Source organism: Amycolatopsis sp. NPDC049691, from assembly GCF_040675005.1.
In the GTDB taxonomy this organism is placed as follows: Bacteria; Actinomycetota; Actinomycetes; order Mycobacteriales; family Pseudonocardiaceae; genus Amycolatopsis.
This window is the reverse complement of record NZ_JBFANX010000028.1, coordinates 16,268-37,887: the sequence shown is the minus strand read 5'-3', so window position 1 is coordinate 37,887 and position 21,620 is coordinate 16,268. Positions and strand designations below refer to the sequence as shown.

The following is a 21,620-nucleotide window of genomic DNA, read 5'->3' as shown; positions in this document are numbered from 1 at the left end:
GTCTCATGGCAGGCTGGAGCACCATCGTCGCTAGCTCGCAGGTGACCCCCTGGCCGGCAGCGCCGCCTACGGCATCGTCTACGAGATGACGCGCTGTCATCCGGTGGCCTGCCTGGCGGACTTGCCGTCTCAGTTGCCGTCTCGTTCGTCGTGGGTCGGGTGCGGACGTCAGGGGCCTCAAAAGGGTCCTGAGCTGCGGAGGGTCGGCCAGAGAACCTTCGTGAACGCTCGACCTGACGGCTTGTAAACAGAAGGTCAGGGGTTCGAGCCCCCTTGGCGGCTCCGCGACGCGTAATGTCCTCGCATGGACTCCGACCGTCTCCACGCAGCGTCCGTTCCAGACCTCCTCGGGCACTACGCGGCGATCCTGCAGGAGCTGCGTCGCCGTGGTGTCGTCAGGACCGGGAACGCCCCACTGGGTGACTACGCGGAGTACCTCGCTGCCCGGGTCTACGGCGGTGAGCTGGCTGCCAACTCGGTCAAGTCCTACGACCTCGAAACTCCCGACGGAACCCGGGTTCAGGTGAAGGCCAGGATCGTCGGCCCGGACACCGGGGCCGGCGCGATCTTCTCCGTGTTCCGCTCCTTTGATTTCGACATTGCCGTCTTGATCGCCTTCGACAGCGCCACCTATGAGGTGATCTGGGCTCGTGAGGTGCCTGCTGCCGACATCGAGGCGGCCGGCCGGTTCTCCTCGCACGTCAACGGGCATCGGATCCGGATTACCGCGGGTGAACGGCTCGGCACGGATGTCACCTCGCGGTTCCGAGCGACATTGTCGGCGTAACGGGACTTGCCTCAGCCGCCTCGGTGCTCAAGGTCGCCCTGACGCCTGCCGACATGGCCGCCGTCGAATTCGGATGTGAATTTCCGACTCGATCGGAATCTGTAACAACGCGATCATCGGCGTCGACTCTGCTTGAACGCAATGCAAATTGCCCAGCCTCCGGTTGAAAAAGCCGAGCGGAGGAGAGAATTCGTCTCCCCGGGGGTCGCGATGGCTGCTGACGCAACGGTGTTCGACCTCGGCTGGCTCACGAGGGCTACCGTCGTGCGGGTCGAACTCGACGTCATGGCGAATGTGCGGCTCATGACGGAAACGAACCTCGCCGCGTACAAGAAGAGAATTGCTTACCGGATGATCGGTGGGGTGGCCACGCAACGGCCCTTCGACATCACCGTGCCCCTCGATGGGCATTGGTACGTCGCCGTGGATACCGAAGGGCTCAACGCGCGGCGGTTCCGGGCCGAGATCACGATCGTCGCGTGATCTGCGGCCCGTCCGCCGGCCGGTCGGGCGTCAGGTGCCCGGGACGATGAGGATGGGGTACTCGCGCGGGACCACGCAGAGGGCCGTCGTGGCCCACATCGCGAGCGAGCTGCCGATGCAGCGCGCTCCCGGTGCGGGTTCCGCCTGCGCTGAGGCGGTTTCGGTCGCTCCGAGGAGGACTCCGGTGGCGAGGGCCAAGGCACCGATCGTGGCAGTGATGCGTCGCATGGCGATTCTCCTGTCCTAGAGCCGGTTTCCGCCGGGGAGTGCCCCGTAAACCGGGCGCGGAACGGATTCGCCGCCGATGGCACCGTCTCGGGTGACACCCGCTGGGGGCGGGCGCCCTCGGTGCCCGCCCCCAAGCCGGGGGTCAGTCGCTCTGGCTGGTGCCGCCGTCGGCGATCTCGCCGGCGGCGCAGTTGCCCGGGTTCTCGCCGCTCGCCTCGTGGTCGCCCGGCGACAGGATCGGCACGCCGATGCCGTTGAGCGAGTCCTGGATCGGGACCTGGACGCCGAGGACGTTGACGTTGTTGCCGCAGACGCCCGGCGTCACGTTGAGGTTGTGCAGGACGTTGGTGTTGTGGAGGTTCACCAGGCCGGCCTCGCCGAACTCGTCGCCGCCGTAGCCGGGGGTGTCGGCGGAAGCGATCCCGCCGGTGAGGAACGCGCCGGCGGCGAGGGCGGCGGTGAGCAGGCCGATCTTCTTGATCATGGAGGATCTCCTCGGATGGGAATGGAAGGGGGAAAGCGTTGTCGGTGCGGAGGGTGCACACCGCGGTCGCGATTCATGCGCGGACCCCTCGATCGTGTTCCGGAAAACCGGCGAAATTCCATGACCTTGTCGCTGGATCGGGCGAGTTTGCGCTGGTCGGCGCCGTGCTTAATGGGGGGTAACGCGGAAGTGGCGAATGGCACTTGGTTATGGTGGAACGCGATTGATCGCCAATGGCGGACGAGTCGGTGAACAGGCGGGATCGCGATCGTGACGAGTGGGACGCGGAGAGGCGGCACGGTGAATGCCGGCCGGATCCTCGTGCGCGCGCTGGTCGTGCTCGGGGGCGCCGCCGCGGCCTGCGTGATCGCGTGGCTGACGGCCACGGCGTCGGCCAGCACCGTCACCGAGGTCACGGACGGGCCGATCGCGTCGGCCGTCCCGGGTGTCGTGACGTCCGTCGGCTCCGTTCCCGCGGTGCGGCAGGCGGCCGCGCCCGTCCTGGGTGAGGTGCGCGGCCTGTCTGGAGCAGCCGCGCACACCGCCCGGCTCGCGACCCGCGTGGTGGCTTCGGTTCCGGCCACCGTCACCGAGGTCGGGCGCACCGCCGTGGCGACGCCGGCGCCGCCGGCCGACAGCCCGCGCGGCCACGTCGAAAAGCCCGCCGCCGGCCCCGACGCCGCCCGGGCGGACGACGTTACGCGCGCGCCGGCGAGCAGCGGCCCGCGGGAACGGGCCGTTTCCCGGCCGATCCCGGTCCACGCGGCGAGCCGGCTGCACGCCGACCACCACGGGGCCGAGCACGGTGAAGGCGGAACCGGCGGGCAATCGTCGCTGCTGTCCTGCGTGGGGCCGGCCAGTGCGGGTTTCACCGCCGGCCACGGCCGAAATTTCGCTGACGCGATCCGGGAAACGGCCGCGGTGCACCCGCAGGCGTCGCACCGCCGGCACGGCGTGTTGCGCGCAACCGTGGCGTCGGCGGAAATCCAGCCCGGCGTCACGCCGGACTGACGCGCGCTCCGATCTTCCGAACTCATTTCCCCCTTTTCTTGTTCAAGGAGTATTTGTCATGCGCATTCAGATGAAGCGGACCCTTCAGGTCGCACTGGTCAGCGGCGGCCTGCTGCTGGTGGGCGCCGGCGGCGCTTCCGCGGCCGACGTCGACACGCTGCCCGCGGCCGCACAGCAGGCCACCCCGGCCACCGAAGCTCCCGCGCCCGCGCCGCTGCTGCACACGGTGCCCGTCCACCTGTTCCAGCAGGAGGTGGCGCCGAGCACCGAGGTCACCGGCGAGCTGCCCGAACACGACCTCAACGCACCGCTGGGCAGCGAGCTGACGGCCACCGAGGTGCCGGTCCTGCCGATCGCGCTCCCGCTGACGGCGACGGCCGACACGACGCCGGACACGACGCCGGACCGGACCACCCTGCCGCTCGAGGGCGGGCTCCCGCTGCACGGGACCGTCACCACGCAGCCCCTCAACCCGACCGCGGGCACCCGGGTCACCGGTCTGAGCACGTCCGACAGCCGACGCGCGGACGCGCCCGCGGCGGGGCTCCCGCTGCTGGGCACGCTGCTGCCGAGCGCCACCGGACTCCTCCCGACGCAGGTGCCGGCGCTGGGTGGGGCGTCCGACGTGACCCAGCTGGCCTCGCTCACCGGGCTGACCAAGCTGGCCGGCAGCACCCCGCTGAACCAGGGCGGCCGCTACAACACGGGCGCGGTCACGTCCCCGGTGACCCAGCAGACCCCGGCAACCCTCAAGTCGGTGACCAAGCTGCTGGGCAAGTAGCCCACCCCCGTCTCAGGGCCGGAAGCGCACGCGCTTCCGGCCCTGACGCGTGAAAGACGCCGCTGTGCCTCGAGACTCACGACAGCAGCTCCTCGAGGTCGACGCAGTCGAGGTACCTGGCCACCTTGTGGAACGCGAAGGTACCGATCGTGGTCTGGCGATCGATGTCCACCGGGAACCGAGTGCTCAGCCAGGGCGGAACGGCGCACAGGTCCCCGGGGTCGGCGAGGTTGACCCAGCGGCCGACGCCCGGGGGACGCGGCATCAGCCCACCGTCCGCGGGCAGGCCCGGTTCGAGCCGGTGCAGCACCGTGTACGGCAGGGCCAACGGAGAGCCGAGCGTGACCAGCAGGTCGATCTTCAGCTCCGGATCCGCGCAGAGAGCTTCGTAGGCCACGACCGACCCCAGTGAGTGCGCGAGCACCACCGAGGGCTGGTGCTTCTTGATCACGGTGGCCACCTGCTCGCGTGCGTCGATCCGTCGTTGCCGGTACCGGCGTCCGAGGTAGAACTGGACCTCCTTGAGGAACAGAAGGATGAACAGCTGCTGGGGCAGGCGCGTGAACGGGCGGCCGGTCATCCGCGCGATCAGGTGCCGGGCCGGCGCGGTCACCCACCCGTGCTCGACGCCGGCCGGTTCGGTCTCGAGCGCGCGTGCCCAGCTCAGAAGCATCTCCAACGCCTCTTCGTCCAGCGATTCCGGTAGGTCGGAGCCGCTGTGGGCCACCGAGCCGCGCAAGTGGTGTGCGTAGTAGGCCATTTCCAGGTCGACGTCCGGCGCGAGCCGTGCGGACCAGATCCGGGCCAGCTGTCCGGCCGCTTCGGGCGGAGTCAGGGCAGGCCGGTGGTTTCCGACACCGTGCACGCCGACGATCTTCGTCACTGGTCGATCTCCTCGAGGTTTCGTACGCGTTCGAAAACCGCTACTTCGTCCTTCGTCTCCACGACCACGAACCGGGAAATGACGGTCGTGGCACCGACCGCGCCGGGAAGTTCGAGCGAGCCGGCAGGCTCGAGCGAGTCGAAGTGCCAGAAGCGGACGACGCCGTCCTCGCCGAAGGTGACGACTTCTCCGTTCAGCAGCGAAACCGTGGTCACGCGTCCGGTGTGGGCGTGGACGACCTGCTCCTCCACGCCGTGCCCGGTCACGACCCGCTTGCACACCGTGCCATCGTCGTTTCCCCGCAAGTGGACCCGGCCGGCCGCGACGACGGTGAAGAACTCGTTGGCCTGACGGGAATCCTGCCTCCCCGGGCACCCCACCTCGGCCGGCGCCAGAGGATCGCCGGTCAACGGGTGCCAGAGCTCTTCGCGGCCGTTGTCGTCGGTGGCCTGGACGACCGCCCAGCCGTCCCAGGAGCGCACCGACGTGGTCCGCACTCGTCGTCCCGCGGCGTGGACGGTCTTCACGCCGACCTGCCCGTCCGGGGTGACGTGCCGGATCTCCAGAGCGTGGTCGTCGGCGCGGACCACGAGCACCACGCCGCCGAAGCCGGGGCCGGCCGCGAACAGCGGGACCCGTTCGTCCGGAGACCTCTCGGGTGCGGCCGCCGCGGCGGCGAACGCCCGGACCGCGCTGCGCGCCGACCAGTTCCGCACCGGGCTCGCCGACGGGAACTCCCAGAGGCCCACCGCGCCCAGCTCGGTGGCCGCGGCCACGATCGGCCGGCCGTCGTGCAGGTACGAAGTCAGCGCGGTCACCTCGCCGGGCAACCGGGCCATTTCCCACTCCCGCCCCCGATCGCCGGCCGGCGGCCAGACCCACAGGTGACCGGCGCGATCACCCGTTACGAAGACCGACGGGGCCGTGGCCGCCACCGCCGTCGACGCACGCACCACCCGGGCGGGGCCGGCTCTCGTGACGAGTGGGTTGCGGGTACCGATGTCGACCACGGTGAGCGTGCCGGTTTCGGCCCAGTGGGCCGCGATCGGCCGGTCGTCCAGGAAGCCGGTCGCGCAGTCGCCGTCGCCGAGCGGGAAGACCCGATGACTGGTTTCGCGGGTGAGGTCGAAGACCGACAGCCATCTTCGCGACCGCACGACGACCCCACCGGTCCCGTCCGGGAGCGTGGCGGGCTCCAAGCCGCGGATGCCGCGGTCGTGCCACGGCCAGCTCTTGAGCCGTCGGCCGGTATCGGCGTCCCAGAGGTGAAGAGCGTGGTCGTCGGCGGTCAGGAGCACGGTGTCCGCGCGCCGGCGGCCCACCGCGACGGCGCGGACCGCACCGTCGTGCCCGGCCAGGACCAGCCGCTGCCGGCCGGGTGCTTCCTGGTCGAGCACCCTGGCCGTGCCGTCGGCGCAACCGACCAGCAGCTCGGCACGGCCCTCGGACCGGAGGACGGCGAGCGCGGTGACCCTCTCCGGCGCCCGGATCACCGGCATCGACGGAGCCGTCGCGGTAGCGGGGTGGAACGTGATGTCGCGTGATCCGTCGATGCCGATCAGGACCGAGTGCGCCGGGCTCGGCCGCGGGACGGCCGCTTGGTGGGTCAGCGGGACGGACAGGATCGGGTAGCACGAGTTGCCGAGCTTGCCGGCCAACGCACGGGCGAGCGGGGCGGCACCGAGCCGGGTCGCCGCCAGCGCCAGGACCGCGATGCGGGCCGATTCGGTCATGGCCGTGCCGAGCTGCTCGTTCTCCTCGGCCACGGCGATCGCGGCCGTGGCCAGTGGGCCCGAAACCGGATCGCCGGCCAGCTCCCGCATCGCGGTCACCGGCTCCGGTGCCGGGCACAGCACGTACTCGGGGTCGCTCAGGACCGCCCTTCGCTGCTCGTCCGACCGGGCATGGTCGAAGACGTGCCGCCGCGCGTACGGCGGAGCGTCCGACCAGTTCCGGCGCCCGTCGGCGGTGACGGCCGTCGACACGAGGACGTCGTGGATGCCGGCGGCGTCGCTCCCCGTCAGCCCCGGCAGCTCGCGGACATACTCACCGAGTTCCGAGTGGAAGAGCTGGTACAGCGCGACCCCCGACTCATCGGGGATGATCGTCAGGTACATCGTGAGCGACTCGAGGACGGCGGCGACGTCCTGCGGTTTCGCCGGAGTTTCGGACCGGTCGAAGATCGCCGCCAGCCGCGGGATGAGCTCGGCGGGGATGCCGTAGCCGCGGGCGTGAGCGACGGCGGCGAGCACGGGCAACGCGTCGTCCCGGTCACCCCGAAGTTTCATGTCCAGCTCGAAGACGCCCTGCAAGGACCTCGGCACGGTGGCACCGAGCGCGCCTGCCGCCGCTTCGCCGGGGGGAAGCAGGTCGTGGTCGATCACGTGCCGGACGTACAGCCTCGCGATGAGGAACTCGCCCCATTGGGGAGGCACGGCCGAGTTCGTCAGGGCCCGCGCCAGCATGGTGGCGAAGGCTCCGCGCGAAGCGGTGTGCTCCCCGGCGTACTTCGAATGCAGCAGAAGCGATTCGGCGAAGGTCTGCAACTCGCGTCTCAGTGTGGTGGGGGCGACTTCGTCCAGATCGACGACGACGGGTTCCGGCAGGTCAAGAGCCGGCAGTTCACGGAGAGCGCCCGGCCGGAGGGCGACGGCGATCCGGCAGTTCCCGGTGGCGAGCAGCGGGCCCAGCAGTTCCGACCAGACGGTCGCCGGTTCCACGGCCTCGTCCATCGCGTCGACGACGATCACGGCGGGCGCCGGTCTGCGGCGCACCCTGGACAGCAACACCTGCGGTGTCCGGACTTCGTGGCGGGCGAACAGCTGGGACCCGATCGAGTCGACGAACCCGCGGACGTCGCGATGCCGGCCGTGGACCGCGGCGAGATCCCGCACGACCTGGGTCGCCGGGCCGGCCACGTGGGCCAGCAGTGGCCTCGCGTGTTCGGCGAGTTCCGGATGGGTCAGGCCGACCAGGGCGCCGAGCAGCGCCGACTTCCCCGACCCCGCACGGCCGGTCACCACCATCAGGCGACCGGATTCCGACCGCGTCCACGTGCCGAGTTTCGCCAGCTGCTCGGTGCGGCCGGCGAAGTCGCTCCCGTGCGGCCCGCAGCCGGCGGAGCGGAGGAAGTGTTCCGCCTCGCGCTGGTCGAAGGCACGCAACGCCGGCACTTTTTCGGTGTCCCTGCCGGGGCGTTCGATCCTGGTGAAGCCGGGATTCTCGAAGAAGGGCAACTGGGAAAAGTCAAAGGTGACCGGCTTGCGGGTGCCGATGACCTGCTGCGGTTCCGTACCGGACCCCGCGACCTCGACACCCACCTGCAGCGCGAAGCCGTTCAGGGAGATGTACTGCTGATCGGACCGCGCGCCGAGGAGGTCGTCGCGGTTGTGGATCCGGCGCAGGACCTCGGTGATGGCTCGCGTGAACCGGGCGTCGTACGCCGGCGCGTCCGCTTCGCTGCCGGCGATCACCCAGATGTGGTCGCTCCGGCCCCGGTCGAAATACGACTGCACGTCCACCGCGACGCCCGAATAGCAGATGTCGAGCAGGAACAGGATGTGGGGTCCGTTTTTCCGGGCCAGGCCGCGCAGCAACCATTCCGCCACGTCGGCCACTTCGCCCTGCTCGCCGTCGGTGCCCAGAACGCGAAGGGAACGCGCCTCGTCGAGTGGCCGGCCGTGAGTCATCACATAGATGATGACCACGTCTCCCGTTTCGTGGTCATCGATCACTTTTCGCACGTAGGCCGTCAAATCGGCGGCCCCGAACCGGGCATTGCCGGTCCTGGTCGGACGGTCGATCAGGTACTCGAAATCGGTGAGCACGCCGGCCAGATCGTCGACTTGGGAGCTGAACGGCAGCGCGGACGGCTGGGCCGGATCGGGCTCGCCGTCTTCGTCGTACAGATCGTCGAAATCGGTGATGTCGACGAGGGCCGCGGTTCGCTTACCCATGAGCCACCCTCCACTTGGGACCGTTTGCCTTGCCGACACGACGGAGGGTTGTCGAGCTGGGCGGAGTTCTCGTTACCGCCGACGAAGGTGCTCACACCTTCGGTGTAGTTGCCGATCCGGCTTGTAACGAAGCGGCGCCATCTGTCGACAACCAGGCCGTCTCGGAGCGCGGCAACGGTGAAGATCGCGTCGCGATCAGTGCCGGTCCGCCTATTTTCGGATGATCACAGCGGGGGAGTCGAGTGACGAGTGCAGCTCAGCAGAGATTCGCGAGCGATGTCGGCCCGCCGATCTGGCCTTTTGTCGTGGACGGGCTGGCTGTGACCGCGTCCGCGGCATTGTTGTGGTTTCCGAGGTGGGTGGGTGGACCGGCCGATATTCACCTCGTCGGCTGGCTTTGTGGTGCAATACTCCCCATTTGCTGCCAGATCGGTTACCGGCTGCAAGACCGGGTGCGGCGGCGGCTGCCGAATTACGTCGTGGCGGTCCACCGGGGAACGCTGTTGGCGGTGCTCACCGCCGTCGGTGTGGGTTTCGGCGGCTGTCACGCTTGGTTGTTCGCCCATTGGTGGGCGTCATGAAACGCGTCATCGTCGTGCTGCTCTCCGCCCTCCTCGCCTGCCCGGTGTTCGTGGCCGGCGCCGCGGCGCCGCCGCCCGCATCGGACGTCGCGAGCCAAGCGGATGTGGCCGGCTGCGTCAGGTCACGTCATCGGCTGGACCTGATGCTCCTGATGGACACTTCGGAAAGCCTCGAAGACACCGACCCGACCTTCAAGCGGGTCACCGCCGCGCGGCTCGCGGTCGACGGGCTGACGCGCCAGCTGGATTCGGGTGGGTTCGGTTCGGATGCCGTCGTCGAGGTGACCGTGGCGGGGTTCGCGGGGGACCTCGACGACAGCCGCTGGCTGAACCTCCGAGACGCTCCGGCGCAGGTTGTGACGGAAGTCGAGACGGTGGGCCACCGCCAGGACGGGAAGGCGACCGACTACGTCGCCGCTTTGCAGGGTGCCGAACGGCGGCTGACGGAACAGGCCGCCGCCGCGACCTCGTCGGGTGGCGAAAAGCCCTGCCAGGCCCTGCTCTGGTTCACCGACGGCAAGAACCAGCCGGACGGCACGAACACGTCGAAGGCGGCCACCGAGGAAGCCGTGGGCGAGCTCTGCCGCCCGGACGGGGTCGTGGACCGCCTCCGGGCCACCGGAGCAGCGTTGCTGACGGTTTCGCTGACCGGCCAGATCCTGGCGGGCGAGCAGGATTTCCTTCGCGAAATCACCGGCGAGCTGCCCGGGTGCGGCACCCGCGCGAGCGCGGGCGGCAGCCGCTTCCTGTCCGCGGACGAGAACACCCTGATCTACAAGATCTTCGAGATCCTCGACCAGCCGGCACCGGGTGTTCTCTGTGACGGCCACGGCAAGCCTTGCGCTTTCACAGTGGACTCGGCGATGAGCCGCTTCTACGTCGTCGTGCAAACCGCGGGGGAGGTCGGAGAGGTTTCCCTCGTGGCGCCCGACGGATCCTCGACGCTGCTGACGAAGCCGGGCTCAGCGCAGCCGCGGCGGGTTTCGGGAGCGATGCTGTCCTGGCAGTGGTTCGACGGTCGTACCCTGCGGATCGACGGACAGCTCCCGGGTGGCGCGGTCGGCGAGTGGGCCGGCGCCTGGCAGGTGGTCGCTCCGGGCGGAACCGCGGACGGCCGGCTTTACGTCTACGGGAGCTTGGACGTCCGGCTGGCCGGCGTCCCGCACTTCGTCCGCGGCGAACCATGGCGGTTCGGCGCGAAGATCGCCGCCGCACCGGACTCCGCGAATCCGGGCGATCTGGCCCGGCTGGCTCCTGCTTTCACGGCAACCGTTTCCGACGGAGACCAAGAACTGCAGGCGGCCGTCTCGCAGCAACCCGGGCGGCCGGACATCGCGCAGTTCTCCTTGAACCCACCCGATTCCTGGCGCTCGGCGGAGGTCGTGCTCAAGGTCCGGCTCGTCCTGCGGACTTCGTCGGGGATCGAGCTGAGCCCGCCGGTGCTGATCGAGCGGGTCCCGGTGGACGCGCCGTTGCTGCTCAAGCCGACCGGGCTCACCGGCCTGCCGTCGGTACACGGGCACGGCACCACCGACGGCACCATCACCGTCGAAGCCAAAGAGGGAACCGGCTGCTTCTGGCTCGCCGGCGACGCGGAACTGAACCCGATGCCCGCCACCGTCGCGTCCACCACGAACCACCCGGAGGCCCGCGGCCCGGGCAGTTGCGTCCCGGTGCGGCCGGGAGCGCCGGGAAAACTGACGGTGCGGTTCACTGTCGAGCACAGCTGGACCGGGACGGCCACCGGATCCGTACCGCTGATGGTCGCGAAGGACGGTCAAGCGGCGGTGCCCTACACGATCCCGGTGTCGTTCACGATGGTCGAGGTGACCGACCGCGAGAAGCTGATCTGGTCGGTCGCCGGGGTCCTCGCGGCCACCCTGTCGCCCCTGTTGTTGTTCCTGCTCGTCAACTGGCTGGGCTTCACCAGGTTCGACAGAGCGCGGGACATCCGCGTCCGCACCCTGCGGATCAGGGTGCGGCCGCGGGGTGGCGACGTCCACATCACGGCCGGCCACGCCGGCTCCGACTGGGCCACGGATGCGCTGGCGCGGCCACCTGGCCGGGCACCGCGGTGGCGATTGGCGGTGGACCGCTTGACGTTCCGCGCCCGGTTTTCCCCGCGCCGGCCGTTCGCGCCACCGACGACGCAGGTGAGCGCGGACGGTCCGCTGCTCGCGACGCCGGCCGCCGGGCCGGCGCCCGTGCTCACCGGGTTGCCGACCTACCTTCCCGGGACCGTCGTCGTGGTGGCGGAAGAACCGCACGCTTCGGGATTCGACGCGACGGTGGTCCACGTCCAGAACCTCGAACCGTTCGTCGGTGAGGCCGTCGAGCGGTTCCGCCAGGCGGTGCACGACGCCGCGGCGCGGCTGGCCACCGCCGCGCCGGAAGTCACGGACCCCACCCACATCTGAGGAGAACGCTGTGCTGCAACCATTTCTGTTCATCGGTGTCGGTGGGTCCGGTGGTGACACGCTGCGTCACCTCTACCGTGAGCTGGAGCGGCGGGTGCACCGCGCCGGCTATTCGCGGATGCCCGCGGGCTGGCAGTTCCTGCACATCGACAGCCGCACGACGGAGGAGCACGACGACGTGCTCCCGGCGTTGCCGAGGGGCGCTTACTACGGGCTCGCCGGCCGCAACGTGAACTACCAGACCGTCGCCCGGTACATGGACCGGCAACCCCCGCGCGTGCACGCGGCGTGCGTGGGCTGGCGGCCCGATCCCGATCTCGTGCACGTGGCGATCGAGGAGGGGGCCGGGCAGTTCCGGGCGATCGGCCGGGCGATCGCCGTCGCGAAGATGTCGGACATCAACGTGAAGGTGCGGGAGGCGGTCGAACGGGTCGAGCACGGCAGGTCCCAAGCCGACCTCGCCGAGCTGGACTTCGCACTGTCGGGCGAGTCGTCCGGCGGCCGGGCGCCGAACCCCGTCGTGATCGTGTTCTCGTCATTGGCCGGTGGAACCGGCTCCGGGATCTTCCTGGACGTGTGCGACCTGCTGCGCGGTCTCGACCGGACCTGGACGAGCAACTCGGTTTCCGTGCTGTACGCGCCGGACGTCTTCGACGGGCTGCGTGACGATCTGAGGCGTGGCGTGCAGGCGAACGCGCTCGCGGCGGTGTCCGAGATGCTGGCCGGGCACTGGTTCGGGCACGTCGGCGCGGATCCGGTGCACGAGGAGGCCGGCGCGGTCTTCCGGGACATGCGCCGGAGCGGCCCGGCTTACTCGTTCCTCGTCGGGACGACCAACGGCGTGCTGACCTTCACCGACCAGCAGGACGTGTTCGGGGTCGTGGCGCGGACCGTCGCGGCCTGGGCCACCAGCCCGGCCATCCAGAAGCAGTTCTCGTCCTACGTCCAAAGCAACTGGCAGCAGGGTGCGGACCGGCCCGATCCTCTCGGGCTGATCCCCAAGCCGGTCGACATGCCGCTTTCGTCGCTCGGCTACGCGAGCGTCGGCCTCGGGCGCGACCTCTTCGGCCGATACGCGGCCCAGTGCCTGGCGAGAGCGACCGCGGAGCGCTTGCTGCACGGTGCGACCGGGGCTCCGGCCGACGAGACCGGTCCGGGACACGACGTCGACACCGTCGTGCGCGAGCGGAGGCAGAAGTTCACGGACGCGCTCCTCGGCTTGGCCGCACAGCCGGAGGACAGCCTCTTCGCCTTGTTCTGCCGCGACCGGGACCGGGTGCTGGCCACGGCGCGAGAGTCGGTCATCGACCTGATCGGCCGGGCGCCCCGCTCGATCAGCGACTGGAACCGGTTGCTTGCCTCGGCGATAGCCGAAAGCCGGAAGGGGTTCCTCGACGCTCGCCGCGCCGAGACGCGGGATCGTGCGGAGCTGTGGCTGAAGGGGGTCCGGGACACGGTTCACCGGGAACTGCGGCGGTCCGTCGCCGCGGACGGCCTGGTCGTCACGCTCCGCTTGGTCCGCGCGGTGATCGACTTCCTGAAACAGGAAGAAGTGCCCGCGCTGGACGCTGGTGCGCTGCAGGACGACGAGTTCGGCCGCAGCTTCGGTCGTGAGGTCGCCGCCGGCCTCGGGCCGGAGCCGGGCGGGATCCTGAGGCGCAAGCGGCTGTTCCCCGCGGAACACGAACGCGTCTCCTTCGCGGTCGAAAACGGTGTCGAAGCGGCGTTCGGCCGCAACTGGGACGCCGAAGTCCGCAGACTGTGCGCGCGGCTGCTCGCCGACTTCTCGGACAATCTCCTGCGACCGCTGCTCACCGAACTCGAGCGCGGGCTGCAAGCACTGCGGCGTGACGCGCTTTCGGCAGGCGACAAGCCGTCGGCGGTCAGCCGATGGCCGCAGGGACCGGCCTACCCCGTTCCGCTGGAACTGCGTCCGGGAAGCACCCAGTTCGTCGTGGACTACGTGGACGACTACCCCGCCAAGTTCGCCGAGCTCATGGGCAAGGCGCTGCACAGCGAAGATGCCGGGATCACGGACGCGGTCGCCGAGGCGATCCGGGCGATCCTGACCGACGACGTCGAGTACCAGGGCAGCCAGGTCCGCCTGTTCGAGCAGCCCGGCACCTGGCAGCCCGCCGCGGTTCGCGATTGGAGCGACCGGGCAAGAGTCGCCCAGGCCGCGAACTTCCGGCTCAACGTGACCGCCGACGACCTCCTGCGCCGGGCCACGGCCTGGCTCGCGCAGGCGGACGGGTTCACGACTTACCTCCAGCAGACACTCGGCGAAGCGCTGGGCGGGCTCCAACCCACGCTGGAGCAACAGGAACGGCTCAACCGCTTCACCGCCCAACTGGAGCAGGCCATCGAAGCCTCGTCTCCGCTGGTGCGGATGGACGCCGCGTACCTGAACCTCCATTCGGGGACCGGTACCGAGTTCCAGCCGCTGATCAGCCCGATCCCGCTCGAGCCGGAGTCGGTGGCCTACCACCGCGCTACCGAGGTGCTGCTGCAGCACACCGGCCTCAGCGAGGAGAAGGTCCGGTCGCAGTTCAGCGCCGCCGGATCCAGCGAGATCGAGTTCACGACGTTCCTCAACGTCCCCTGTCATCCGGTCGCGTTCAACTCCCTCACCCGGCCGATCCGGTCGGATTGGCACGAGAAGCGCGGGCACGCCGACCGGCGAGCGGCCTTCAACCGGTGGCGGCGGGCGAGGCCGTTGCCCCGGGCGGTCCCGCTGCCGAACGACATCAGGCAGCAGATGGTGCGCGGGTGGCTGGTGCTCTTCGCGGCGAGTGAGCTCAGCCTCGCCGAAGGTGGCCAGTACCTGGAGGTCACCACACCCCTGTCCGCGACGCAGCAGTTCCCGCTCATCGGGGTGATGCCGCACGTCGAAGACGTCTTCGACACCATGGCCGCGGCGCTCGAATCGCTGCCCCTGCTGCTCATCGAGCAGGCCGGCGAGGATTCGGGCACGATCCGCGCCTACCGCCACCTGCTCGAGGTCGACGGCATGGCGGACCAGCTCCTCAAGGACGAAGCGGTACGCGACCGGCTCGAAGACATCGTGCGGAAAGCCGAACAGCGCTTGCCGTCGCAGCCGCCGGCCGGCGCGGACCGGATCTGGGACCTCCGCGCCGACATCCTGGACGCGGTGGCGGTCCTCCGCACGAAGCTGGAGACGCTGTCTTGACGGGCGAGGAGAACTTCACGGTCATCGCGGCCGCCGATCCCGAAAAGATCCGCGCCTCCATCGCCGCGTGGACCGCACGGGGATTGCTCGGTCCGTCGATCTGGGTCGACCCGGCCCGGATGGACGAGACGACCACGGTGATGGGGATGCCGGTCCTGCTCGTCGAAGCCGACGGCGTTCAGGAGCTGCCCCTGCGCGAGGTGTTCGGCGACGTCGCCGTGAAGCTGGTCCGCGTGCTGGCCGTGCAGCCGGTCAGGGACGACACGAGCGGGCAGGGCGAGTTCGTCCGGCGCTTGTGGGACTTCGCGCGGCAGCTGGACGGAATGCTCGCCCAGACCACCGTGCTGCAACGGATCAACCTGCTGATCCCGGACAGCGGTGACATCACGGCGAAAAGCCTCTACGAGTCCGACTGCGAGCTGAACGTGGTGGTCTCTCCGGAGGACCGGCCGCACGAAGGAGCCATCGACCACGGGCTCGACCGCGGCGACGTGTTCGACGCGCACTGCGCCTTCGCCTGCGCCACGGTGGGGGCGCTCTGGCGGGCGGCGGGCACCGGCGCGTTCGACCGCTTGGACGGACTACGCGGCGGACGGCGTGGCGCGATCGTCGTCGCGAGAGCCATCGGGCGAGCCATCGACGGCCGGTCGCTCCCCGACAAGATCGTCAATCGGCTCCTGGCGGATGGCGCGGCGTCCCTGCGGAAGTACCGGTCCGAAGAGCCGAACCGGGTGTTCGACGACGACCGGCTGGTCGAGCTCGTCGCGGCCCGGTTCTGCCAGATCGAAGACAAGGTCCTTTCCTACCGCGAGCCCCCTCGCCGGCCGCAGCGGCCCGCGCGGCGCATCCTGCCCAAGACACTGCGTATGCTGGTGCGGTTCTTCCTGCACTTGACCCACCTCAAGCTCGTGGAGTGGCAGCGCGGCACCGTCCCGCACCTGGACCGCGCCGCCGAGGACTGGCTGCGTGACCAGGCACCGGAAAAGCTGACCGGCAGGTCGGTGTGGATGACTCCCGAAGAGCTGCGGGAAGTGGCCGCGACGGCGCCGGCGATGAACCAGGAGGCCGGCCCGCTGATGCCGGCCGTGCCCCCGGTGTACCCCTACCTCTGGCCGCCGTTGCGGCAGGTCTGCCTCGGACTGGTCGACGAGGGGCGGCTGCCCGCCGAACTGCGGGAAGAGTGGGGAAGCCTGGCACCGACGGTGCGGGACCCCGGAGCGATCGCCGCCAACCCCGACGCGATCTTCTCGTTCGAGCCCGGGGAACGGGAAATCCTGCACGAGTACGGGCTTCCGGCGCGTCCCATCCGGCCCGGTGACACCTGTGCGGCGGCCCGCTTGGAGGCCGACCTGGGCAGGCTGACCGACGAGGGCGCCACGAACTTGGCCAGGGCGGACAAGGTCGTGCTCGCCGAGTGCCGGAAACGCCTCGACGACTGGGAAGAGCGGACGAAGTGCGACGATTCCCTCGTCGGCAGGCTCGTGCGGCACGTCAGCGAGCAGGTGGAGCTGGCGCGCGTGGCGTTGAAGAACCGCCGGCGTGACTATCTGCGGGAGGAGGAAGAGTACGCGACGATGCTGGCGCGGCTCGACGCCATCCGGGACCGGCTTTGGCGGTACGTCGGAATCATCATCGCCATGGTGCTGGCGGTGGCGGGCTGGTCGACGACCTTCTTCCTGACCGGTTCGTCCTCCTGGGCCGTGACCGGCCTCCTCGCCGCGGCGGGCGGTACGGCCGGTTTCGTGGCCGGGATGTGCGTGCTCTCCGTCGTGGCGGCCGAAGCGACCGAAATCGAGCAGGAGATCGAGCACATCGAGGCACGACGGCGGCTCACCGTCGCGGCGGTCCGGGAGTGGCCGACAGAGGTGCAGCGCCTGGGCGGACTCTACGAGATCCTGCTGGACTGGGGCGAAGTCATCGGATATCTGCTGCACCGGCCTTTCGGTGCCGTCGGCGAAGTCTCCGCCGAGGACGAGGACCAAGGTCCCCGGCGTCCGGAGGCGTTCAAGGCCGGCCGTGCGGAGTCGTCCGAGGCCGAGTTCGACGACCTCGCGGCCGAAGTGGTCGACGACGTTTTCTCCCCCGGCTGGATCTCCGACCTGTACGGCATCGTCCTCGACGCGCTGGTGCCGGGGCGGGATGAGCCCTTCACCGCCACCGCCGCGAATTCACCGGACCACTCGCCGGGTCCCTTCCGGCCGGAAGACCACACCGAACCGGACGACGCCGACGACTCGGCGCCGTCCGAGGAGAGCGACCAACCGAAACCCCGTGCCGACCGCACTGCGAAGGAGGCCGGCACGAAGACGGAGCCGGAGTCCGAGCAACCGCCCGCGCACGCCCGTGACCGTCTGTTGCGAGGTTTCCGGTCGGGTGCCTACGAACTCCCGGCCCGGATCCACGTGCGTGCGTCAATCCGGACCGCCCTGCTCGACCTTCCTCCGGAGCGGCTGTTTTCGACCGTGGTCGTGCGGAACCAGGCTGACGACGAGGTGAAGGAACTCCCGGCGGCACGGTTCCTGAGCGACGTCCTGCCCGACTGGACGTCCGCCGTGCCGAGCCGGCTGGCTCCGACCGTGTTCAGCGACGCCGGCCGGATCGACAACCGGGAGACTGTGGCGCAGACCCACCTCTGGGGCGTGGTGGACCACCTGGTCCTGCCGGAGGTGCTGCCGTCGCACGTCCGCGTCCATGTCGTCTCGGGCGCGGACGCGGATCCCGAAGATCACCAGTACCAGTTCTCGTTGATCCGCCTCGACGTCTCCGAGGGCTGCGAAGAGAGAGATCTGGTGCTTCCGTCCTGACCGGCTGGCGGCGCTTGTCCCCCTGGCGAGCTACTCGCAACTGTCCACTCCGCGGTGACGTTTCGTGCCGCCGAAATCCCTAGCGTTCTCCACGGCCGCGGCACTCCCGCCGCGGGTTCTCGCTAAGGAGTCGTCGTGCGACTGTTCTTGCAGCTCGTGACCGTCGCCGTGGTTGCCCTCGCCGGCAGCCTGGCCGTCAGCGCCGTGCACTGGAACGCCCCGCTCACCCTCGTCCTCGGGCTCGGCAGCGCCGCCCTCGCCGTGGTCGCCTACCGGTGGACCGTCCGCAGGACCGAACACCGCGTGCCGGACGAAATCACCAAGAACAACGGCGCTCTCGGGCGGGGGCTGGTCATCGGGTTCGTGCTCTTCGGCTGCGTCATCGGGAACATCGCCCTCCTCGGCGACTACGACGTGCTCGGCTGGGGTGCCGTGGGCGGGGCTCTCGCGTTGTTCGGGTTCAGCGCCGCCGCGGCCGTCACCGAAGAGCTCCTCTTCCGCGGCATCCTCTTCCGGTTCGTCGAACGGTGGACCGGCACCTGGCTCGCGCTGACGCTCACCGGTGTGCTGTTCGGGCTCTCGCACCTCTTCAACGCCCACGCCACGTTCTGGGGCGCCCTCGCCATCGCCGTCGAAGCCGGGGGCATGCTCGCCGCCGCCTACGCCGCCACCCGGACCCTCTGGCTGCCGATCGGGCTGCACTTCGCGTGGAACTTCGCCGAAGGCGGCATCTTCGGCACCGGGGTTTCGGGCACCGACGCTCCCCAAGGGCTGCTCCACGGCGTCACGTCCGGCCCGGCCGCGCTCACGGGCGGGGAGTTCGGGCCCGAGGCGAGCGTCTACTCGGTGGTCGCCGGTGTCGTCGCGATGGCCGTCTTCATGGTGCTCGCCCGCCGGCGCGGGAACATCGTTCCCCTTCGCCGTCGCACTGCCGACGCCGCTACTGTCGTCGCGTGATCGACCTCTGGCGGCGGCTCGACGTCACGGTCCGGGATCTCGCGTTCGGCCTGCTGCTCGCCGGCTTGGCGCTGATCCCGGCCCTCGGCGGCTACGGAACCCAGGTCGGCAACCTGCCGACGCGGCCCATGGACGCCTTCGCGCTCGTGGTGGTCGCCGTCGAGTGCCTGCCGCTGGCCCTGCGGCGGCGGTGGCCGGCCGGCTGCCTCGCGCTCGTGTCGGCCGGCTTCGCCGTCGACCAGCTTTGGGGCTACCACACGGTTTCCGGCACCGCGCTGCCGATCGCGCTGCTGAGCGCGGCGGCCTACCTCGAGCGGTACCGGTGGCCGACCGTGGCCGTCGGCTCGGTGGCGTATGCGGCGCTCGCGGCCGCGCTCGCCTCGCGCGGGTCGACCGAAGGCTGGACCGGGTTCGTGACGTTCTACTTCGCGCTCGCCCTCGCGTGGGGCATCGGCGCGTGGCTGCGGCAGTCGCGCGCGGCCGAGGCGGAGCACCGCCGCCACGTCGCCGAGACGACCCGCACCGCCGAACGCACCCGCATCGCGCGCGAGCTCCACGACGTCGTGACCCACCACGTGACGGCGATGGTCGTGCAGACCGAGGCGGCGCGCTACCTGACCGCGGCGCCCGAGCGGCTCGACCAGGCGCTGACCGCGATCACCGACACCGGGCGGCTGGCGATCACGGACCTGCGCCACCTGCTGGACCTGCTCAACCCCGACCACGGCACCGAGCCGCGCACGTCCGGCTCGCTGGAGACGCTCGTCGAGCAGACGCGGCGCGCGGGGCAGCCGGTCGAGTTCACCGAGGTCGGCTCGGCCACGGCGGCGGGGAGCGCGGAGGCGGTGGCGTATCGCGTGGTCCAGGAGGCGTTGACGAACGCGCTCAAGCACGCGCACGGCAGCCGCACCGACGTCCGCGTGGAGCACGGCGCTCGCGAGATCGTCGTGGAGGTGACTTCCGGGGCGCCGAAACCGTCGGTGCCGTCCGGTAGCGTGGAAAACGGGGGCGCCCCCGCGGCCCCGGTGGTGTTGCGCGGAAGCGGGCGAGGGCTGGCGGGGCTGCGCGAGCGCGTCGACGTGCTCGGCGGCGAGTTCACCGCGGAGCGTCGCGAGGGCGGATTCGTCGTGAAGGCAAGGATTCCCGTGGGGAGGGCGTCGTGATCCGGGTGCTGGTCTGCGACGACCAGGCGTTGATCCGCACGGGTTTCGCGACGATCATCGACGCCCAGCCCGACCTCGAGGTGGTCGGCGAATGCGGCGACGGGCGCACGGCGGTCGACCTCGCCGGCTCGTTGCGCCCGGACGTCGTGGTGATGGACGTGCGGATGCCGGTCCTGGACGGCATCGAGGCGACGCGCCTGCTGGCCGGCGCGGGAGTCGCGCAGCCGGTGAAGGTGCTGGTGGTGACGACGTTCAACCTCGACGAGTACGTGTACGAGGCGTTGCGCGCGGGCGCCAGCGGGTTCCTGCTGAAGGACGCCCCGCCGGCACAGCTGCTGCACGGCATCCGCACGGTCGCGACCGGCGCGGCGCTGCTGGATCCCGAGGTGACGCGCCGGCTGGTGGGGAAGTACGCGGCGCGGATCCGGCCGGCTTCGTCGGGTGAGGTCGCTTTGGCGCCGCGGGAACTGGAAGTGCTGCGGCTGATCGCCGACGGGTTGTCCAACAGTGAGATCGCGGCCGCGTTGGTGATCAGCCAGGAGACGGTGAAGACGTACGTGTCGCGGATCCTGACCAAGCTGGACCTGCGGGACCGGGTGCAGGCGGTGGTGTACGCGTACCGCACCGGGCTGGTCAGTTAAGGAGCCGTCCGTCGAGTAATCGGTCCGGGCGGTTTTTCTGCGCTCGTCTTTCACGGCGCGTTCGATTCCCGGACGCGCTGCGGCGGTCCACCGAAACTGTCGGTACCCCCGGCTACGCTCCCCCCAACGTCCGAACAGGGGAGGCAGCATGACCGCGCACACACTGGAAACGCCCGAGGCCGACATCGTCTACGACGTCCACGGCCCGGCGCCCGCCGACAGTCCGCGGCCACCGCTGCTCATGGTCGGGCAGCCCATGGAGGCCACCGGGTTCGCCACCCTGGCGTCCTACTTCCCCGAGCGGACCGTCGTCACCTACGACCCGCGCGGACTCGGGCGCAGCGTCCGGAAGGACGGCCGGGAAGACCACGACCCCGCCACCCAGGCGGGTGACATCCACGGCGTCATCCAGGCGCTCGGCGTCGGCGCGGTCGACGTCTTCGGGAGCAGCGGGGGCGCCGTTGCCGCGCTCGCGCTCGTCTCCGCCCACCCGGAAGACGTCCGCACGCTCGTCGCGCACGAGCCGCCGATCGTCGGGGTGCTGCCCGATGCCGCCGCGGCCGAACGGGCCGGGAAGGCATTCCGCGACGCCTACCAGGCGCGCGGTTTCGGCGCCGGCATGGCGGCCTTCATGGCCATGACCTCGTGGAAGGGCGAGTTCACCGACGACTACTTCGCCCAGCCCGCGCCGGATCCGGCCCAGTTCGGCATGCCCACCGAGGACGACGGCCGCCGCGACGATCCGCTGATGACCGACCGCTCGCTGGCCGTCTCCGCCTACCAGCTCGACGTCGAAGCGCTGACCGCGGCGCCGACGCGGATCGTGATCGCCGTCGGCGAGGAATCCGCCGACGTCATGACCGGCCGCGCCGCCCTCGCCACCGCCGCCCGCCTCGGCCAGGAGGCGACGGTCTTCCCCAGCCACCACGGCGGTTTCCTCGGCGGCGAGTTCGGCTACGCCGGCCAGCCCGAGGCCTTCGCCCGCAAGCTGCGGGAGGTGCTCGAAGGCTGACAGTCACCGCCGACGGCGGAACGGAGGTCAGTGCTCGACGGGTTCGGAGGTGGCCACCGCGGGCCCCTGCCCAGGCGTGCCCGAGGGGGCGCTGGGGCCGTGGAGCGAAAAGCCGGCGACGAGTGCCACCGCGACGAGGAAAAGCGCGGCGCGGAGGAGGGTGGAAAACGAACAGACGACCATCATGATTCGCTCCTCGGGATTTCCCGGTCAAGGGGGTTCGGCGATTCCGGAACTGTATT

Annotated in this window: 16 protein-coding genes; 11 read left to right on the top strand and 5 right to left on the bottom strand. The window is 70.3% G+C overall.

The window, feature by feature from the left end:
* Window positions 1-304 precede the first annotated feature (304 nt).
* Window positions 305-787 carry a hypothetical protein gene (locus tag AB0J40_RS41375; RefSeq protein WP_364465025.1) on the top strand — a complete coding sequence of 161 codons (483 nt, stop codon included), beginning with the start codon at window positions 305-307 and terminating at the stop codon, window positions 785-787.
* 210 nt (window positions 788-997) lie between these two features.
* Window positions 998-1,270 carry a DUF1883 domain-containing protein gene (locus AB0J40_RS41370; protein WP_364465023.1) on the top strand — a complete coding sequence of 91 codons (273 nt, stop codon included), beginning with the start codon at window positions 998-1,000 and terminating at the stop codon, window positions 1,268-1,270.
* Between the two features lie 30 nt (window positions 1,271-1,300).
* On the opposite strand, the gene AB0J40_RS41365 is transcribed toward AB0J40_RS41370, so the two are convergent.
* Both AB0J40_RS41365 and AB0J40_RS41360 read right to left on the bottom strand, forming a co-directional pair.
* Complete coding sequence (locus tag AB0J40_RS41365; RefSeq protein ID WP_364465021.1) at window positions 1,301-1,498, bottom strand: hypothetical protein; 198 nt, start codon at window positions 1,496-1,498, stop codon at window positions 1,301-1,303.
* Between the two features lie 142 nt (window positions 1,499-1,640).
* Complete coding sequence (locus AB0J40_RS41360) at window positions 1,641-1,982, bottom strand: hypothetical protein (protein ID WP_364465019.1); 342 nt, start codon at window positions 1,980-1,982, stop codon at window positions 1,641-1,643.
* 300 nt (window positions 1,983-2,282) lie between these two features.
* On the opposite strand from AB0J40_RS41360, the gene AB0J40_RS41355 reads away from it, so the two are divergent.
* Entirely contained in the window at window positions 2,283-2,993 is a 711-nt protein-coding gene (locus AB0J40_RS41355) for a hypothetical protein (protein WP_364465017.1), read from the top strand.
* Window positions 2,994-3,051: 58 nt separating this feature from the next.
* Window positions 3,052-3,774, top strand: a complete 723-nt coding sequence (locus AB0J40_RS41350; protein ID WP_364465015.1) for a hypothetical protein — start codon at window positions 3,052-3,054, stop codon at window positions 3,772-3,774.
* Between the two features lie 76 nt (window positions 3,775-3,850).
* Here AB0J40_RS41350 and AB0J40_RS41345 read toward each other — a convergent pair whose 3' ends face one another.
* Complete coding sequence (locus AB0J40_RS41345) at window positions 3,851-4,657, bottom strand: serine peptidase (RefSeq protein WP_364465013.1); 807 nt, start codon at window positions 4,655-4,657, stop codon at window positions 3,851-3,853.
* Complete coding sequence (locus AB0J40_RS41340) at window positions 4,654-8,613, bottom strand: AAA family ATPase (RefSeq protein ID WP_364465011.1); 3,960 nt, start codon at window positions 8,611-8,613, stop codon at window positions 4,654-4,656. Before AB0J40_RS41340 ends, AB0J40_RS41345 begins: the two co-directional genes overlap by 4 nt.
* Before the next feature lie 577 nt (window positions 8,614-9,190).
* On the opposite strand from AB0J40_RS41340, the gene AB0J40_RS41335 reads away from it, so the two are divergent.
* The 7 genes from AB0J40_RS41335 (at window position 9,191) to AB0J40_RS41305 (ending at window position 21,378) form a co-directional block, all read left to right on the top strand.
* Window positions 9,191-11,611 (top strand): vWA domain-containing protein, encoded by a 2,421-nt coding sequence (locus tag AB0J40_RS41335; protein WP_364465009.1) that lies wholly within the window; start codon window positions 9,191-9,193, stop codon window positions 11,609-11,611.
* A 10-nt stretch (window positions 11,612-11,621) separates the two neighbouring features.
* The gene (locus AB0J40_RS41330) at window positions 11,622-14,801 is read left to right on the top strand and encodes a tubulin-like doman-containing protein (protein WP_364465007.1); all 3,180 of its coding nucleotides are present in this window, start codon (window positions 11,622-11,624) and stop codon (window positions 14,799-14,801) included.
* A complete protein-coding gene (locus AB0J40_RS41325; RefSeq protein WP_364465005.1) occupies window positions 14,798-17,605 on the top strand; it encodes a hypothetical protein in 2,808 nt (935 codons plus the stop codon). The genes AB0J40_RS41330 and AB0J40_RS41325 overlap by 4 nt, the downstream gene beginning before the upstream one ends.
* Window positions 17,606-17,740: 135 nt before the next feature.
* Window positions 17,741-18,562 (top strand): CPBP family intramembrane glutamic endopeptidase, encoded by an 822-nt coding sequence (locus AB0J40_RS41320; RefSeq protein WP_364465003.1) that lies wholly within the window; start codon window positions 17,741-17,743, stop codon window positions 18,560-18,562.
* Complete coding sequence (locus AB0J40_RS41315) at window positions 18,559-19,725, top strand: histidine kinase (protein ID WP_364465001.1); 1,167 nt, start codon at window positions 18,559-18,561, stop codon at window positions 19,723-19,725. Before AB0J40_RS41320 ends, AB0J40_RS41315 begins: the two co-directional genes overlap by 4 nt.
* The gene (locus AB0J40_RS41310; RefSeq protein WP_364464999.1) at window positions 19,722-20,366 is read left to right on the top strand and encodes a response regulator transcription factor; all 645 of its coding nucleotides are present in this window, start codon (window positions 19,722-19,724) and stop codon (window positions 20,364-20,366) included. The genes AB0J40_RS41315 and AB0J40_RS41310 overlap by 4 nt, the downstream gene beginning before the upstream one ends.
* 148 nt (window positions 20,367-20,514) lie before the next feature.
* On the top strand, window positions 20,515-21,378 hold the full coding sequence (locus AB0J40_RS41305) for an alpha/beta hydrolase (RefSeq protein WP_364464997.1): 864 nt from the start codon (window positions 20,515-20,517) through the stop codon (window positions 21,376-21,378).
* Between the two features lie 27 nt (window positions 21,379-21,405).
* Here the strand turns inward: AB0J40_RS41305 and AB0J40_RS41300 are convergent, their stop codons facing one another.
* On the bottom strand, window positions 21,406-21,564 hold the full coding sequence (locus tag AB0J40_RS41300) for a hypothetical protein (protein WP_364464995.1): 159 nt from the start codon (window positions 21,562-21,564) through the stop codon (window positions 21,406-21,408).
* Window positions 21,565-21,620 lie beyond the last annotated feature (56 nt).